Source organism: Deltaproteobacteria bacterium (assembly GCA_020848905.1).
Taxonomy (GTDB): Bacteria; Myxococcota_A; Polyangia.
Genome location: JADLHG010000062.1, coordinates 97,155 through 114,663 on the forward strand (window position 1 = coordinate 97,155; position 17,509 = coordinate 114,663).

Consider the following 17,509-nt stretch of genomic DNA (forward strand, 5'->3'; position numbering starts at 1 on the left):
ACCCACTGCCCATGCGGACCGACGGCCGACGAAACGACGAACTGCGTCCCATCCACCTCATCACCGGCTACCAGAAGGCGCCGGCCGGCTCGGCCCTCATCCAGTGGGGGGAGACCTGGGTGCTCTGCGCCGCCTCCGTCGACGAGACGGTGCCTCCCTTTCGCGCCGCCTCGGGGGGGGGCTGGGTGACCGGCGAGTACAACATGCTCCCCGGCGCGACGCGGCCGCGGAAGTCGCGACGGAACGGCGGGCGAGAGACGGAGATCCAGCGCCTCATCGGGCGGGTCCTGCGCGCGGCGGTGAACCTGCAGGCCCTCGGGCCGCGCACCGTCACGGTGGACTGCGACGTGCTGCAGGCGGACGGGGGGACGCGGGTCGCGTCGATCACGGGCGGCTGGGTGGCCCTCGGGCTGGCGCTGCGCAAGCTCGAGCGCGACGGGCTCGTCCGTGGCGAGGTGCTGCGCACGCCGCTCGCCGCGGTGAGCGTCGGCATGGTGGACGGCGAGGCGCGGCTCGACCTGCCCTACGTGGAGGACGCCGCCGCCGACGTAGATCTGAACGTGGCCATGACCGCCGACGGCAAGCTGGTCGAGGTGCAGGGGACGGCCGAAGGAGCGCCCTTCGAGCGAAGTCAGCTCGACGCGATGCTGGAGCTCGGCCGGCAGGGGATCGAACGGCTGTGCGAGCTCCAGGCGCGAGCCCTCGGCGCGGGGCTCGACGGAGGCCGCGTCCCCATCAGCCTATGAAGTTGCTCTTCGCCACGCGGAACCGCGGCAAGCTGCGCGAGCTCGGCGAGCTGCTCGCGCTGCCCGGGGTCGCGCTCGTGAGCCTCGAGGACGTTCCCCCCTTCCTCGAGACGGAGGAGACGGGGTCCACGTTCGCCGAGAACGCCGTGGCCAAGGCCCGGGAAGCGGCGCGCTTCACGGGGCTGCCGAGCCTGGCCGACGACAGCGGCCTGGAGGTGGACGCCCTCGGCGGCGCGCCCGGTGTGCGCTCGGCCCGCTTTGCCGGTCCGGGCGCGACGGATGCGCAGCGCAACGCGCTGCTCCTCGAGAAGCTCGCCGGCGTCGAGACCACGCGCCGCACCGCGCGCTTTCGCTGCGCGCTGGCCTTCGTAGACCCGGCGAGTCCGGACGCGCCGCTCGTGACGGAAGGCGTCTGCGAGGGGCGCATCCTGGACGCCCCGCGGGGGAAGGGCGGCTTCGGCTACGACCCGCTCTTCTTCGTGGAGAGCCTCGGACAGACCTTCGCCGAGGCGACCGCGGAGCAGAAGCACGCGCTCAGCCACCGCGGCCGCGCGATGCGGGCGATGGGCGAGCTGCTGCGCGCGCGGCTGGGCCGGTGACGCCGCCGTCTCGACGAGGACGCGCGCTCCTCGTCGGGGCGGTCCTCCTCCTCGGCCTCGCCCCGTTTCTACCTGCCGTGGGGGGCGAGTTCCTCAACTGGGACGACGACCGCTTCGTCGTCGAGAACCCGCTCGTCCGGGGCGCGTCGCTCGCGCACCTGAAGGCCATCTTCGGCGCGCCGCACTTCGAGGCCTACCACCCGCTGCACCTCGCCTCGTACCTCGTCGACCATCGGCTCTTCGGGGACTGGGCGCCCGGGTATAGGCTGCACAACCTGCTCCTCTACCTCGTCTGTCTCGAGCTCCTGCGGCGGCTGCTCCTGCGGCTCGGCGTGCCCTTCGCCGCGGCGCTCTTCGGCACGGCGCTCTTCGCGCTGCACCCGCTCCACGTCGAGGCGGTGGTCTGGGTCAGCGCGCGCAAGGAGACCCTCTCGCTGGCCTTCTTCCTCGGCTCGGCGCTCTGCTATCTCGGCGCCGCTTCCTGGCGCGAGCGGCGCATGTGGGTCGCGGCGCTGCTCTTCGGGGCGGCGCTGCTCAGCAAGACCTCGACGGTCGTCCTGCCGCTCGTGCTCGTGGCGGCGGAGAGCGCGCTCGGCCGGCGCACGCTGCGGCAGAGCCTCGTGCGCGCGCTGCCCCTCGTCGGCCTCGCCGCGGCGGTGGGGCTCTACGTCGTCGGCCTCTGGCAGGCGAACGAGATGGTGCGCCCGCTCCCCGAGGGAGGGCTCTTCGGCCGCGCGGCGCTGGTCTGCAAGACCTACGGCCACCACCTGCTGAAGCTCGTGGCGCCGCTCGACCTCGGCCCCGTGTATCCGACGAGCGGGCTCGGGCGCTTCGACCGCCTGGCTGCGCTCGGGGCGGTAGGCCTCGTCGCGCTCGGCCTCGGTAGCTGGCGCGCGCGCTCCCCTTTCGTGCGACTCGGCGCGCTCTGGCTGCTCGTCGCGCTTCTGCCCGTCGCGAACCTCGTCCCGGTCTACTTCGTCGTGCAGGACCGCTACGCCTTCATCCCGTCGGTGGCGGTGGCCCTCGTCGGCAGCGCGCTGGCGCTGCGACTCGCGGAGGCCACGCCCTCGGTTCGACGCGTCGGAGTCGCCGCGGGAGCCGCGCTCTGCCTGGCCTTCGCCGCCCTCTCCGCCCGTCAGGCTCACGCGTGGCGCTCGAACGAGAGCCTCTGGCGGCTGGCCGTGCTCTCGCAGCCCGAGGCCTACTTCGCGCACCTCGGCCTCGGACACACGCTGCGCAAGACGCGCCGCTTCGAGGAGGCCGTGACGGTGTATGCGCGCGCCGTGAGCCTCGAGCCGCGCTGGCCCTGGGCTCGCGTCGCCCTCTGCCTGGCCGACGTGGATCGACGCGACCTCGGTCGCACCGACGGCTCGCGCGCGGCCCGCGTGGAGCGAGAGCTCGCCCGCGCGTGGGGACGCGCCGAGGCATCGATCGAGCGCTCCGTGGCGCTGCTCGGCGAAGGACTGCTCCGCTGCGCGCAGGTGGCCGAGGGCCGGGCCTTCGAGCTCCTCCCCCCGAGGCCCGCCGACCTCCTCGCCGCCGCGAGCCGCTGGACCGCCGCCGGCCAGGGACAGGTGGCCCTGCGCCACCTCGCGCAGGTCGGTGAGCCGGCGCGCTCGGGCGCAGCGTGGCACGAGCTCGACGCGCAAGCTCTGGCGCTCCTCGGCCGCCACGACGTGGCCCGCGCCGCGCTCCGTCGGTCGCTCGCGCTCGAGCCCCGTCCGGCGGCCGCGCTGCTGCGCTCCGCACGCGCGCTCCTCGCCCTCGGCCGGCCCGAGCTCGCCCGCCTGTATCTCGAGGCCGTTCCGCGCGGCGCAGCCGAGGGGCCCTCGGAGGCTCCTCCAGCCACCCTGCCTGCGCCGAGAGGCCCGTGACGCGGCGTAGGGGGATCCCGGGTTCGCGTGCGCCGCGCCCAGTCGAAGCCGTTCGCGTCGGAACCGCTATCCCACGGAGATCGTAGATCAATGCGTCAACGCCAGCCTCATCGGTTCGGGCGCTGAGAGCCCCGCGGTGAGACCCGAGGACCCCTCCGGACCTGGCGGGCCGGACCGCCATTGGCCGGCACGCAGTGTGCACAGGCTGCGTGAAAACCAATCGAGCTGGAGTCGATCGATGCGCACGCCGCTGCTAGCAACCTTGGTACTGCTCGCCACCGCCAGCGCGAACCCGCGCGCCGCCGTCGCCGCGAACCCGACCCGCAATCCGATCGTGCGGGCGGGCCGCTTCCTCGGCCAGCTGCACGCGAAGACGATGGACCTGACGGTCAGGAAATACGCTCCCGGCGGCGGCCTCGGCCTTGCCGTGGCGCAAGGTATCGCCGGCGGCTTCACCGTGGCCTTGTCCGCACAGGCCTTCGCCCAGCACCACCCCGTCGGGGGCGCGCTGCTCACGCTGGCCTCGATCTTCAACTGGGGCACGAATCCGCTCCTCACGCGCACCGGCTGGGCTCGCGATAACCTCGCCGCGCCGCGCCCGGGGATTCTGCCCAAGGTGGCGCGTCTGCTGACCCACATCGCCGGCCTCGAGATCGACGCCGTGGTGCTCGCCACCGCCGGCCCCACTATCGCCGTGAAGAACGTCGTGCGCCGCCTGCACCGCCAGCCGACCGTGAGCCTCTCCGCCGAGCTCGGCCTGACGAAGTAGCGACGACGCGCCGGCAGACCGCCCCTCTCGGTTCTTGCCACACCCGCCCTCCTGAGTATTAATAGGCCGTCGTTCCGGGGTGTAGCGCAGCCTGGCTAGCGCGCCTGCTTTGGGAGCAGGATGTCGGAGGTTCGAATCCTCTCACCCCGACTTAGGTGCCACCAACAAGGGAGGGGACATGAAGCGAAGGGTGCTGGTCTGGCCGCTGCTGCTCGTCGCGGCGTGCAGCAACAACGGGACGACGAAGGCCGATGCGGGGGCCGGCGACGCGGCGGTGGCGGATAGCGCGGCGACGGCCGACCGCGGCAGCTCCACCGGCGACGGGCCCGTCACGAGCAAGGACGGCGGTGGCACGAAGGACCTCGCCGCGGCCAAGGATAGCGCCCCGGCGACGGGCCCGACCGATCCGAACAAGCCCCTCGAGCTCACGGCGGGCAAGGCCTTCTCGTCGACGCTGAAGGCAGCGAGCGGCGGGGTCGAGACGGTCCACTTCTTCAAGTTCACCACCGCCGGCAGCGGTCGCTACACGGTGTCCCTCGAGGCCGAGCAGGACGTCCAGGCCCAGTGGTGCGACAAGTCCGTCATAACGGGCTGCATGTGCGTCGCGCAAACGAACTACACGACCTGCTGCTATCCGACCGCCGGCAAGACGACCTGCTCCTTCACCATGGAGAAGTCCGCGGGCACGGGTTTCCCGGCCGGCACGACGATCTACCCGAGCGTCTTCCACTTCAAGCCGAAGGACATCCCGTACACCCTGACCATCACCGGCCCGCTCTAGGACCCGGTCACCTGCGCCGCGCTCCTTCCCGGCAGGCTGCGTCGCGCCTGCGCCCCACGCCCCGGCCCGTAGCATGGGTCAATCCGAGTCTTCCGCTGGCCAATAAGGGGCCAGGTTGACCCGTTTTCACGGCCCGCGTAGAGTCGTGGGCCTCATCAGGGCGTGAAGGAGGAACCGATGAAGCGCGTCCGACGCATCTTCGTGCGTGTGCTGCTCGTGCTGGCGATCTTGGTGGCGGGGGTCTTCGGGGTCGTCCAGTTCCGGAAGAATCGGACCTTCGCGGCGGCCGAACTCGGGCTGAAGGCCACGAAGGATCCGAAGGTCATCGCGCGCGGCCGCTACCTGGCGCTCGGCCCGGCGCACTGCTTCGGCTGCCACTCGCGACCCGAGGACGAGGCCGCCGCCCTGCGCGGCGACGAGGTCGCTCCCGCGGGGGGGCACGTCTTCGACATCCCCCCCGGCAAGCTCTTCGCGCCGAACATCACGCCCGACCCCGAGACGGGGATTGGCCGCCGCACCGACGCCGAGCTCGCGCGCATCATGCGGCTAGGGATCCGCGCGGACGGTCGCGTAGCGATGCCGCTGATGCCCTTTCAGAACCTCGCCGACGAGGACCTCGTCGCGCTGCTCTCGTACCTGCGCTCGCTCAAGCCCGTGAAGAACGCCGTGCCCGACCACGAATGGCACCTGCTCGGAGATTTCCTGCGCGCCTTCGTGCTCAAGCCCGAAGGACCGGCGGGTACGCCCCCCGCGCGCATGGTCCCGAGCGTCACCGCGGAGTACGGCCGCTACCTCGCGCACAGCGTCGCGAACTGCAACGGATGCCACACGGACCGGGACTTCCGCTCCGGGGCCTTCATCGGCAAGCCCTTCGCCGGCGGCTCCCCGATGCCCGCGATGGACGACCCGAAGTTCGAGGTGGCCGCGCCCAACATCACCGCCGACCCGAAGACCGGGCGCCTCGCCAAGTTCACCGAGGACGAGTTCGTGAAGCGCCTCAAGTCCGGCACGCCGAGCGCCCCCGGCACGCACATGCCCTGGGGGAGCTTCCGCCACATGACCGACGAGGATCTGCGCGCCGTCTACCGCTACCTCAAGACGGTCCCGCCCGTGGAGAACGACGTCGGGCCGCTCCGCCGGCCGATTCGCTGAAGCCCGGCCTGCGCCGCGCGAGCCGCGCGACTTACAACCAGGCGTAGGCGTGGCGCAGCGCCTCGTGCCCGCCGTGGGGGAGGGACTCGCCGTGCGCGAGGATGGCCCCGTCAATCTCCCACTCGAGGATGCGGTCCATCTGCCGCCGGGCCAGCTTGCGGTCGCGGATCATCACGCGCTCGAGGTGGCCGACCCCCGGCGCATTGTTGCCCATCACGCGGGCCACGAGGCGCGTGGTGGGTGACGCGTGGGTCGACAGGTTCAGCAGCGAGTCGGCGCAGATGAAGGTCCGGCTCCGGTGGTGATAGAAGACCACCTCGTTCTCGCGGCGCGCCGAGAAGTAGATCTGCTCGAGGTCCTTGTCCCAGAGTTCGTGGGCCACGTCCCCGAGCACGCACGAGAAAGCCAGGTCGGTGCGCTTCCACTCGAGCCCGGGACAGGCCGCGACCAGAGCCTTCGGGTACGCCGCCATCCACGCGCCGACGTGCAGGTGGTGAAAGATGCTAGGGGCCACGACGGCCCGCACCTCGCCGAGCGCATCCACCGCCTGCCGCGTCTGCGCGTCGAGCGCCACGGGCGAATGCACGAACAGCCCGCCGTCGGCGAGGCGCACGACGGTCATGCGCGAGCCGCACTCGACGCCCCAGAACTTGGCCTTCCGGGTGTCGGTCCAAACCTCGTCTGCAAAGGGAGTCAGCATGGGCCGGGACGGTAGCGCGAAGCGGCGCCGGGACCAAGGGCCCTGACAGATCTACTCTACACGCAGCCTCCCGCCACGCAGCGCTTCCCCTCGGCGCAGCGCACGTAGCACTTGCCGCAGTGCTCGACGTCGGTGAGCAGGTCGGAGCATCCTCGGCCGCAGTCGGTGAGGCCCGCGGCGCAGCTCGGCTGGCAGCTTCCCTTCGAGCAGACGCTCCCCTTCGCGCAGACGTTGCCGCAGCTCCCGCAGTTGTACGGGTCCTTCTGCGGAGCGACGCACTGCTGGTTGCACATCTGCTTCGGCGCCGGGCACTGGCAGAAGCCGCCGACGCAGGTCGTGCCCGCACCGCAGGCAGCGCCGCACAGGCCGCAATCCGGCGAGACGAAGAAGTCGGTGCAGTGCGCCGCGCTCCCGGTGGAGCCGCAGGCCCAGGCGAGGCTCCCGGGACAGACGCACGCGCCCGCCTGGCAGACCTTGCCGCCGCTGCAGGCCTGGCCGCACGCGCCGCAGTGCTTCCCGTCGGTGAGAAGATCGATGCAGCTCCCGTTGCAGGACTGCGTTCCGCTCGGGCAGGCCTGGCACTGCCCCTTGTAGCAGCCAAGCCCCGCCCCGCACTTGGTGCCGCAGATACCGCAGTGGCTCGGGTCCTTCTGCAGGTCCACGCAGACCGTCTTCATGGCCATCGGGTCCTGACACTTGCTCATGCCGGCGGGGCAGCTTCCCTCGCACTTGCCGTCGATGCAGTAGCACTCGTTGCTGAAGAAGCCGCACCCCATGCCCCGCTTGCAGTCGTTGTTGCAGCCGCCGCAATGCTCGATGTCGCTCTTGGTGTCCACGCACTTCGCCGGAGGCGGTGGAGCTCCGGGCCTATAGGAGCCGTAGCACTGCGTCTGACCGCCGGGGCACGCGCCCGCCGCCGGCGGCAGACAAGCTACCGGGGCAAAGAGCGACGGCGCGCGGCAGACCGTGCCCGGGCCGCACTTGTTCCCGCAGCGTCCGCAATGGTCGGCGCTGGCCGTGGAGATGCACTTCCCGTCGCAGAGCTGATTTCCCGGGTTGCAGACGCAGGCACCGGCCAGGCAGGTGCCGAGCCCACAGGCCTTGCCGCAGCCGCCGCAGTTCTCGGCGTCCAGCGCGAGGTCCGTGCAGCGCCCCTGACACAGCTGCTGCCCCGGCGGACAGACGCACTTGCCGCCGTCGCAGACCTGCCCGGCGGTGCAGCGCTTGCCGCACGCGCCGCAGTTGGCCGGGTCGCGCTTCGCGTCGGTGCAGAGTCCGCCGCAGGTGGTCGCCCCCGTCGGACAGGCGGCCACGCACTGGCTGCCGGAACAGACCTCGCCCGCCTTGCACCTCCCGCCGCAGTTGCCGGCGCAGGCGGTCCCGCTGTCGCAGACGCACTTTCCTCCCTGGCAGTGCGAGCCCGGGCCGCAGGCGACCCCGCACGCCCCGCAGTTGCGGTTGTCGGTCGCCGGATCGATGCACGCGCGTCGGTAGTCGCCGGGGAGCTGGCAGGCGAGCTGCGTCGGGGCGCACCCGCAGGTCCCGGCAGTGCAGATCGCGCCCGCGATCACGTTCTCGCAGCGCAGGTCGCACCGCCCGCAGTGCTGGGCGCTCGACTGCGTATCCACGCAGCCTCCGCCGCACACCGTGGCCGAGCACGTGCCGGTGCACTGGCCCTTGTAGCAGGTCTGTCCCGGCTTGCACTCGTTGCCGCAGGACCCGCAGGCCGAGAAATAACTGCTCAGGTCCACGCAGGCCCCGTTGCACAGGCTGTAGCCCGTCGGACACTCGTAGGCCTGACACTTCCCGGCGACGCAGACCTGGCTATTCCCGCAGCGCATCCCGCAGGCCCCGCAGTTGGCGGGGTCGGTCTGGAGGCTGGCGCACAGCCCCCCGCCGCAGACCGTCGTGCCGGCCGGGCAGGTGCAGACGCCGTTCACGCACGCGCCGCTGCCGCAGCTCGAGCCGCAGGCGCCGCAACTATTCGCGCTCGTCGCGAGATTCACGCAGCTCTCGGAGCTCGCGTAGCACATCACCTCGGGGAAGGCGCAGGGCTGGCATTTCCCCTGCGCGCAAACCTGCCAGCTCGGGCAGGCGTTGCCGCAACCGCCGCAGTTGAAGCGGTCCTTGCTCAGGTCCGTGCAGCGGGGCTGCTGCCCGGCCATGCAGGAGGTCGTGCCCGTCGGACAGCCGCAGATCCCGTTGGTGCAGACCTCTCCCGTGCCGCACTTCTTGCCGCAGACCCCGCAGCTCTCGGTGCTGCTCTGCACGTTGGTGCAGACGCCGTTGCAGGGGAGCCATCCGGCCGGGCACTGGCACTTGCCCGCCGTGCACTTGGTCCCGGCGCCGCACACCGTGCCGCAGCCGCCGCAGTTCGCGTTGTCCGCGAGCGGATCGATGCATGCGCCGCCGCAGCTCTGCTTGCCCGCGTCGCACACGCACTTCCCCTGCACGCAGGTCCCGGCGCCGCACCCCTTGTTGCACCCGCCGCAATGGGCCGGGCTGGTCAGCGGATCGACGCACTTCCCGCCGCAGCTCAGGCCGTTGCCGTCACAGCGCACGATCTGCGCGTCCTTGCCGGCTCGCAGGTCGCGACGGCCCGCGAGGTCCTCCTGCCACGGATCGAGGTCGCCCGCGCCTGCGCCATCGTCGATGCCCGCGTCACGGGCCGGACCGGTTCCACCGTCGGAGTCGGCGGCGTCGACCGCCGTGGCGGCCGAACCGTCGGTCACGAGAGTCGGCTCGTCGACTCCGCATCCCGCTGCGCAGGCCATCAAAGCTACGAGCGCTACCGCCCGGGCCGACCGAGACGAGCACCAGCTACGACGCGACATGAGACGTCCTCCGGCATGCAAACGAGCCACGGCCGAAACCCACGCCGACTTCGCGGGCGGGAGATGCCGGCCTTCGGGGGTGAACGGTCGCGCCGGTACGGCTGGTGCGCCGACGTACTGCCGCATCGGTTGCCAGGGCAGTTCGTGGCGTTCAGGAAAAATCCAACGACTATTGGTCGGGCCGCCGGTCGGGCCACTGCGAGGGTCGCCGCGGGGCGGGGCGCGAGCTCGCGGCGAGACGCTCGAGCTACTACCGATCGGCGAACTGGAAGATGCGCCCGTCCTGTTCCTTCAAGGCGAGGCTGAAGAGCTGAAGCTGCGTCATCTGATCGACCTTGCGCGGGTTCTTCAGCGCGTACGCGATAGCCTGGTCGAGCGGCATCAGCCGAATGGCCTTTCGCGCGGCGAGTCCCTCGACGGTAGTCCCGGCCGCGAGCCGGTACTCGCGCACCATCAGGTTCATGTGGAAGCTGTTCTCGCCGCCGCTCGCGTTGTAGCTCCCGGCGTTCCAGGTGCCGCTCGTCGGGATGAGGCCCATCCCGGTGAACGCGGCGTGCGCGTCGGCGATGGCCGCGCCGTAGACCGGCACGGAGCCCAGGTTGCCGCGCTCGCCTCCCCCCCCGAAGCCCGGCAGCTCGAGCCAGGCCGCGCGATACCCGGCTACGTTGCGCACGATGCCCCGCAGCTGGACCGTGGCCGTGGCCGGTCCGTCGGGGCGCGCGGTCTTGGCCGCCAGCCAGCGTTCCTTGCGCGCCGCGACCCCCGAGCTGTAGGTCGGCACGAGGGCGACGTAGAGCCGCCCGTCCGGAGCGCGCACCACGGGCAGCTCCGAGACCTGGTCGGGCGCCTCGGCCACCTGGTGCGGAGCGGGGTCGGAGGTCTGCCGCGTCCCGTCGCGCGTCCCCATGGTCAACCGGCGGGCGATGATCGCCAGATCGTCGCCGCGCCATTCGCTCCGCTCGAGCTCCTTGCCCGCCGCGAGCTGCACCTCGCTGAACGCGCTGTCGCCCACCGCGCGTCGGCGATCCGGATCCAGGGCGTGCGCCCACCGATGGCGCTTCACGAACGAGGGCGTGCCGCCCAGGCTCCGCGGCAGCGGCACCTTCAACCGATGCGCGGCGATGAGGAGCGCGAGCGCCGTACGTCCGTCGGTGAGGAGCCCACTTCGCGCGTAGCCGATCGCCTCGTCCAGCGGCAGGTCCCGAAAGACGCGCGCGCCGTTCTCGGCCACCTCGCCGCTCGGCGCGAGCTGGTCCGGCTTCACACGCGGAGTCACCCCCTGCTTCTCGAGGAGCACGACCAGGTTCGCCACCCCCGCGTTGCGATCGGGAGAGAAGGCCATCCCCTGCTGGCGCGCCACCGGCCGGAAGAGGCGCCGAAAGAGCCGGCCCAGGCCGTCGTCCGAGAGGTGCTTGACGTCCACCTCGGCCAGCTCGGCCGGGTTCAGCTCCTCCACGAGCCCCAGCATGAGCTTGCGGCTCAGGTCGGCGCCACCACCACGGCGCGCTTCGAGCGTCTCGCCGGCGCTGTCCGAGAGGGTCCAGAGGTGCCCCCCCGGCCGACGAGCGTCGCGACGCCGCTCCGCCTCGGGAGCCCGGGTCTGTTCGCGCAGCGTGACCGTATAGCGGCCGTTCGGCCCGCGCCGCACGAGGAGCACGTTGATCACGTCGAGCCCCGGCCGTCGCGCGACCACGTGGCTCGACTTCGGCACGGGGTTTATGCCCTGGCGCGCCCTCGGCAGCGTCACGGTGACCGGCTGCAGGAAGAAGCCCGCCGCCGCGGGGTCGGCGAGCAGCGCGGTGACGCGAGACCGCTCCTTGGTCCGTCGGGCGGTCTTCTCCCGGGCGGCCTCGACCGGCGCGTGCGGCAGCCAGAGGCCCAGCGCGGCGACGAGGGCGACGAGAGCGACGACCCGGCGCATCCGCGGGGAGACGGGGGTCGTAGGACAGGCGCGCACGCGACGGAGCTGAGCAAGCCGCGTGCCCGCGCTCGTGGAGGATGTGTGGCGCCGCGCGGGCCCCGGTGCGAGCTAAACCGCCGATTCGACACACCCGCCTAGGCCGCCGGTCCCTGACGGTACGGCGGGCCCCGGCCACTCCCCCGGCCTGTATCACGGGTCAGCAGACCCCATGCGCCGTCGAGCGCGCGCACGGAGGTCGACCCTCCACCCCCGCAGCTCCGAAGAGCGGCGGAATCGTCCTCCTGCCGCTCCCCGTTTGCACCGCACCGGCTCGGGTCGCCGCCCGGCCGGGTCTCGCGCCCCCAGCGCATCGCGCCTCACCGTCGACGATCCAACGAGTTAGGCCATGGTACGGGTCCTGCTAAGGGCCAGGTGACGCCATGGTCCACGCTCGCTCCGCCACTGCTCGCCCCGCTCTCTCCGTCGCGCTCGCCTCCCTCGTCGGAGGGCTCCTGCTCGCGCTCGTCGCTCCGGTGCGGCCCGCCCTCGCGAAGGGCGCCGACGGGAATCCCTCGCTGGTCCGGCAGCTCTTCGAGCGCACTCGGGGAAGGCTCCACAGGCGACCCACCGTGGAGCTCACGATCGTGGCCCGCGAGACGCTCCCCGCGGCGGGCGGCGCCTCCACGCCGGAGCCCACGCGCACGATTCGCTGGACGCGCCAGCGCAACGGACACGACTGCGGCCCCGCGCTCCTCCTGAACAGCATGCAGATGCTGGGCATCACCGTGCCGCACACGACGATGGCGGCGGTCCGCACGGCCGTCAACACGGCCCGCGAGGCGCGCAAGGATCGACCCCGCGCGGCCTACGAGTGGCTCTCGAATCTGGACCTCAACGGCTACCTGGCCACCTACGCCGGCCTCAGCGCGGAGACCTGCCAGCTCACCCAGGCGAGCGGGCCCGCGCCCCTGCTCACCAGCCTGTCCGCGCGTCCCTTCCGCTTGCTCTACATGATGTCGAACAATCACTTCACGGGGGTCACCCCCGCCGAGGAGCGCGGCAAGTACTGGTATCTGGATTCGTTCGCCGCGGGTCCGGAGCGCATCGACGCTCGGGGGCTCGCCGCGCTGCTCCTCGAGAACATCCCGAGCCTGCCGGGTGAAGCCGGCCTGGTCACCGTCCTGCGCTAGGGGGCCCGCTTCGAGACCCCCGCTCGCCGCCGCACCTTCTGCTTCGCGTCCGCGCGCCGCCGTGCTACCAGGCTCGTCATCTCACGAGCGAGGAAAGCGAGGCACGCATGGGAGCCAATGCGCGGGGTCTGCTGTCGATCGTCATGGCGAGCTGGCTCGTCGGCTGCAGCTCGAGCCCCTCGGGGACCACGGATGCCGCGACCGGACCCGTCACCGACGGCGGTCCGGCCGTCGACGGACGATCGGCGGTGGAGACCACGGCACAGGTGAGCGCCTCCGCGGGGGGCACTGTGCGCGCGCAAGGGGCGACGCTGGCCATCCCGCCAAACGCGCTCTCGGGCGACGCCGTGGTGACGCTCGCCGACCACGGCACGCCCGCCAAGCACCCCGAGGACCCGCTGCGTCCGCTCGGCAGCGCGTTCAGCGTGACGCTGAAGGCGGTGGGGGGCGGCGACGCGCCGCGCTTTCTTGCACCCGCGGTCCTCACCCTCTCCCTCGCCACGCAGCCGGCCGACGTGCAGGATGTGATCCTCGCCGAATCGGACGAGCACCCGGCCGTGACCTACCTGCACAAGGGCCGCGCCGGAAAGGCCGACGGGCCGGAGATCTTCATCTCGTACGACTACACCGTTCCGGGCACGAGATACTGGCTGCTGGGCTCTCTCGCTCCGCGGCCCAAACCCACTGAGGACGAGTTCGTGCAGGTGCCCTGGTACTGGCAAGGCGGCCACCCGTGGTGCGTACCCACGGCGCTCTCGGCGCTGCTGCGCTTCTATGATTTCGCCGAGGAGCTCGAGCCGCTGAACACGACCTTTGGCAACACCACGGCTCTCGCCAACTGGCAGATCGCCGGCAAGACCGGCCAGGCCGGCGAGTCGGGCGCTGGGTCCGACGAGCTCGACTGGGTGGGCGCCAAGGGCCACTGGCTGCAGAAGGTCTGGGATCTGGACATGGTCCTCGAAGGCCCCGAGCCGAAGACCAACCGCTTTCCGGCCTTCCTGAGCTACGTGCGCAACATCAACGCGGGCGACGCGGCGGCGGGCGTGCCGCGCAAGCCCTTGGGGCTCTTCCGCGACTTCGCGGGCCACGCGATGGTGGCCGTGGGCAGCGACGAGTTCGGCATGTTCGTCCACGATTCGAACGGCTACGTGGCGCACAAGTTCGATTGGCTCGAGGTGCATAAGAACTGGCGCGGCACCGAAGAGTCGGGCACTCCGCCCAAGCCCTCGTACAAGACCAAGCTCGCCACGGTGCTGATCACCGATCTGCCCATCAAGGCCAAAGAGAGGCGCTCGGGCTCGGTGGTGATCGGCCCTGGAGACCTGCGCTACGGCACCGGCGGGGGCCCCGGCGGCGCGACCGCGAGCCTGGCCTGGGACGGTCGCAAGCCGCACGTGAAGGGCTACTACTTCAAGTCCGACCTCGGCGGCGGCGAGGAGAAGGCGCTCCGCCCACTCCCCTTCCTCTACAAGTACCGCATCGCCAACGTGACGAACGTCGAGCTGAGCTACAAGACGGTGGCCGAGCTCTCGGGCGAGACCTACGGCGCGGGATCCGTGGAGAAGATACACACCATCACCGTGCCGGCGCACTCGCTCAGCAGCTACGTGTCGGGGCAGTTCGATCAATCACCCGCGACGGGCAAGAGCGCGCACTTCGCCGTGAAGCTCTATCAGATCGAGGACCGCAACGTGGTGCAGGACGTGAAGTGGGTGACCTACGAGATCGCTGAACCGCTCGCGCCGCAGGTGAACATCCTGACTCCCGTCAACGGCACCTCGTTCTATACGTCGAGCGCGGTGGCGCTGTCGGGGTCGTCGTACGATCCGACGACCGGCAAGCCGATCCCCGAGGGCAAGCTGCGGTGGCTGATCGACGGTACGCAGATGGCCACGGGCTCGTCGGGGTCCGTGAGCTTCGACACCACGGGGAAACACACGATCGACTTCGTCGGCACCGGCCTCGGCGGGCAAGAGGCGAAGGCCAGCATCAGCATCATCGTCGAGAAACAGCTGCCGACGACGCCGGCCAGCGTCACGATCCTCGGGCCGTCGGGCGGGAGCGTCTACGACACGGGCTCGTATCAGGCCAGCACTGCGCCCGTGACCTTCCTCGCCAGCGGCTCGCCGAACATGCAGTTCAGCTGGAGCTCCTCGGTGCAAGGAGCCCTCGGCTTCGGCGCCAGCCTGACCGCGGCGGTGCAGACCACGAAGACCGGCAACTGCGCCCCCTGGACGGAGCACACGATCACGCTCAGCGGCAAGGACGACTTCGCCCGCACGGCCACCGCGAGCATCAAGATCTGGGTCCACACGCTCTGCATCAAGTAGCGACCGACACGGGCACCGCGAGGGGCTCGCGCGCGCGCATCGGAGGACTCCAGCGGCCACGCCCCTGACCTGCGCGGCCACGCGTCGAGACGCCACCCTGCCGGGCCGAGGGATCCCCGCCCTCTCGATCTCGGTCGCCCGACCGTCGCAGGCGCCAGCCTCTCGCCCGGGGCACCTTACGCGTTCCGCGGGCCCCACGGGACGTCCCCCGCGCGAGGGCCAAGTCTTGCGCCAACTTCGGCCGCCCGCCCCTCCGCCGCGCGCCCGCTTGCCCCTGCCGGTGAAGGCGCCAGGCGTTGGTGCCCGGCTTGCACTGGCGCCGTCTCACGCGCGTACACCGCAGCAACGCCCGCCGCGAGAGCCGCGGGCCGAGGAGCACGTTCCATGCGACGAGGTCATCGCACCCTGATCGTTTCCGGCCTGATGGTCGCCAGCCTGGCCGCCTGCGGCGGAGAGGAGCTCTCGCCCGACGGGGCGCGGCAGGCGAGCGGCGCGGCGTCGACGAGCTGCGACGTGGCGGTGGACTCCCTCTCGGTCCTCATCACCGGCGGGGAGAAGCGCTGGGCCGCCTCCCGCGCGCCGATCTACTACTACGACGCCACGAAGGGGCCGGCGCTGCAGACCACGAAGGCGCTCTACGGCGAGGAGCTCTGCGTAGATCGCAAGACCACCACCATCCAGGGCGCGAAGTATCGCCTCGCGGCCTACCATCGGCTGGAGTTCGGCGAGTCGTCGGTCTACCTGGCCGAGGCCGACCTCGGGAAGGGCTACCGCTTGGGGGCCCGCCCCACCTGCCGCCGCGGGAACGTCCTCGGCTGCACGCCGGGCCAGTCCGAGCCGAGCGAGACCTGCCCGGGCGACAACATCGGCATCAAGGACGGCCTGCCGGCCTACACGCTCTGGCCGAACGTGAACCTCCGCGAGACGGCGGGGACCGACGGCAGCGTGCTCGCGGCCCTCGCCACGGCGCCGACGCCCGTCTGCCTCGACCGGCTCTGGCTCAACACCTACGAGACGCCGCGGGACGGCCACGTGTGGGCCAAGACCTGGCTCGACACGCCCAACAAGGACGGCTCGACGAGCGAGGGCACCTACCCGCGCGGCGGCAGGGCCTTCGTGGCGCTCGACCTGATCGGCATCGGCGAGCTGCCCGCGCGACGGGCGGAGGTGAGCGCCGTGACGAAGCCGACCTACGACGCGCGCTTCCTCGTGGACCTCGGCAGCTCGAACGAGCTCTTCGACCTCGAGGTACGCTACTCGGATCAGTGCGGCGAGCTCTCGCGCTTCCACAACCCGAGGAGCTCCGGTCGGCGCCTCTTCGCCACCGCGAAGCGCAGCTCCTTCGTCGAGCTGGACGTGGGAGTGCCGACGAACACCCTCTGGTGCTCGCAGCTAGTACGCCACGTCTGGGTCAACGTCCGCGCCGGCAGCACGCTCCTCGGCCAGGTCTACGGCAAGCTCTGGTGGGAGGGCTCGGCGGTGCAGTTCGCCTTCTACGGCGGCGGCGGCCTGACGGACGCGGTCTTCGCCACGGGGCGGACGGTGGACTCGCGCCTAGGTAATTAGCGGGCCCGCGTCGCTACTGCGGTCGCGCTTTCACCGAGGAGGGCGTGCAGCGATAGCTCGCGCCGAGGGTGGCCGAGGCGCTCGCGCGGTGCCGCGCCGGGAAGGCCGCCGCGTTCACCGCCCCCTGGCAGTTGCTGCTGCACCACAGGTTGCACTTGCCGCAGCAGCTCCCGCTGCACCCCGAGGCGCAGTGGCAGTTCGTCCCCGAGCACTGATCGGTGCAGGCCCCCTTGCAGCCGCCCGAGCAGTTGGAACCGCAGCTCCCCTGGCACCCTCCGGAGCACGTCCCGCCGCAACCGCCCTGGCAGTTGCCCTGACAGCCTCCGGAGCAGGTTCCCTGACAGTTGCCCTGGCACCCTCCGGAACAGCTTCCGCTGCAGTTCCCCGTGCAGTTCCCGCCGCAGGCCGTCGTGCAGCTTCCGGTGCAGTTCCCGCCGCAGGCCGTCGTGCAGCTTCCGGTGCAGTTCCCGCCGCAGGCCGTCGTGCAGCTCCCGGTGCAGTTCCCGCCGCAGGCCGTCGTGCAGCTCCCGGTGCAGTTCCCGCCGCAGGCCGTGGTGCAGCTTCCGGTGCAGTTCCCGCCGCAGGCCGTCGTGCAGCTCCCGGTGCAGTTCCCGCCGCAGGCCGTGGTGCAGCTCCCGGTGCAGCTCGCCCCGCAGGTCGTCCCGACGTCGCGTCGCGGTGCATCGGCCCTCGTCGCATCCCGCAGCCCGCGATCGGGGCGCGGCCCATCGGTGAGCGCGCTATCGGCGCTCGCGCCGTCACCGGGCGCCGCCGAGTCCCCGGCACCGTCCCCGCCAGACGCACCGTCTCCGCGCCCGTCGGTGCGTCCCGCGTCGCGAAAGGTGGCCGTCTCGGCGTCGGGCGACTGCTCGTACTTCCCGTCCCCGGCGCAGCGCGCGAGGAAGACGAACCCCACGCCGCCGAGGTACCGCAGCACCTGTCGCCGCTCGACGCGCGCTGTCGCTCGCTCGTCGGAGGCGCCTTCTCTGTCGGACGGCTTCTTCACGGACATCGGTTCATCCCGCGCGACACGCCACTCTCCATGCTACGGGAGTCCTCTCCGGCGCT

The 17,509-nt window shown here is 71.6% G+C and carries 13 protein-coding genes and 1 tRNA gene; 10 read left to right on the top strand and 4 right to left on the bottom strand.

Translation table 11 applies throughout. The annotated features are described in order from the left end of the window. The first annotated feature begins 11 nt into the window (after positions 1-11). From rph to IT371_27260, 7 genes are all read left to right on the top strand, one after another. On the top strand, positions 12-746 hold the full coding sequence (gene rph / locus IT371_27230; GenBank protein MCC6751377.1) for a ribonuclease PH: 735 nt from the start codon (positions 12-14) through the stop codon (positions 744-746). Beyond that, positions 743-1,345 carry an XTP/dITP diphosphatase gene (locus tag IT371_27235; protein MCC6751378.1) on the top strand — a complete coding sequence of 201 codons (603 nt, stop codon included), beginning with the start codon at positions 743-745 and terminating at the stop codon, positions 1,343-1,345. Before rph ends, IT371_27235 begins: the two co-directional genes overlap by 4 nt. Then, the gene (locus IT371_27240; protein ID MCC6751379.1) at positions 1,342-3,219 is read left to right on the top strand and encodes a hypothetical protein; all 1,878 of its coding nucleotides are present in this window, start codon (positions 1,342-1,344) and stop codon (positions 3,217-3,219) included. Before IT371_27235 ends, IT371_27240 begins: the two co-directional genes overlap by 4 nt. Positions 3,220-3,457: 238 nt before the next feature. Continuing rightward, a complete protein-coding gene (locus tag IT371_27245; GenBank protein MCC6751380.1) occupies positions 3,458-3,988 on the top strand; it encodes a hypothetical protein in 531 nt (176 codons plus the stop codon). Positions 3,989-4,063: 75 nt separating this feature from the next. Then, a tRNA-Pro gene (locus tag IT371_27250) sits at positions 4,064-4,138 on the top strand. A gap of 28 nt (positions 4,139-4,166) precedes the next feature. Continuing rightward, positions 4,167-4,769, top strand: a complete 603-nt coding sequence (locus IT371_27255; GenBank protein MCC6751381.1) for a hypothetical protein — start codon at positions 4,167-4,169, stop codon at positions 4,767-4,769. 177 nt (positions 4,770-4,946) lie between these two features. Next, positions 4,947-5,921: a c-type cytochrome gene (locus IT371_27260; protein MCC6751382.1), complete on the top strand. Its 975-nt coding sequence runs from the start codon at positions 4,947-4,949 to the stop codon at positions 5,919-5,921. A 31-nt stretch (positions 5,922-5,952) separates the two neighbouring features. Here the strand turns inward: IT371_27260 and IT371_27265 are convergent, their stop codons facing one another. The 3 genes from IT371_27265 to IT371_27275 form a co-directional block, all read right to left on the bottom strand. Continuing rightward, positions 5,953-6,621, bottom strand: coding sequence for a DUF4336 domain-containing protein (locus IT371_27265; GenBank protein MCC6751383.1), 669 nt, complete (start codon positions 6,619-6,621; stop codon positions 5,953-5,955). Between the two features lie 56 nt (positions 6,622-6,677). Next, complete coding sequence (locus IT371_27270) at positions 6,678-9,353, bottom strand: hypothetical protein (GenBank protein ID MCC6751384.1); 2,676 nt, start codon at positions 9,351-9,353, stop codon at positions 6,678-6,680. Between the two features lie 352 nt (positions 9,354-9,705). Then, complete coding sequence (locus tag IT371_27275; GenBank protein ID MCC6751385.1) at positions 9,706-11,412, bottom strand: hypothetical protein; 1,707 nt, start codon at positions 11,410-11,412, stop codon at positions 9,706-9,708. A gap of 383 nt (positions 11,413-11,795) precedes the next feature. Here IT371_27275 and IT371_27280 point away from each other — a divergent pair, with 383 nt between their 5' ends. The 3 genes from IT371_27280 to IT371_27290 all read left to right on the top strand — a co-directional run bounded on the left by IT371_27280 (position 11,796) and on the right by IT371_27290 (position 16,441). After that, entirely contained in the window at positions 11,796-12,545 is a 750-nt protein-coding gene (locus IT371_27280) for a hypothetical protein (protein ID MCC6751386.1), read from the top strand. Between the two features lie 107 nt (positions 12,546-12,652). Further along, a complete protein-coding gene (locus IT371_27285) occupies positions 12,653-14,875 on the top strand; it encodes a hypothetical protein (GenBank protein ID MCC6751387.1) in 2,223 nt (740 codons plus the stop codon). Between the two features lie 384 nt (positions 14,876-15,259). Continuing rightward, on the top strand, positions 15,260-16,441 hold the full coding sequence (locus tag IT371_27290) for a hypothetical protein (GenBank protein ID MCC6751388.1): 1,182 nt from the start codon (positions 15,260-15,262) through the stop codon (positions 16,439-16,441). Positions 16,442-16,454: 13 nt separating this feature from the next. Here IT371_27290 and IT371_27295 read toward each other — a convergent pair whose 3' ends face one another. Then, positions 16,455-17,453 carry a hypothetical protein gene (locus IT371_27295; protein ID MCC6751389.1) on the bottom strand — a complete coding sequence of 333 codons (999 nt, stop codon included), beginning with the start codon at positions 17,451-17,453 and terminating at the stop codon, positions 16,455-16,457. Between the last annotated feature and the right edge of the window lie 56 nt (positions 17,454-17,509).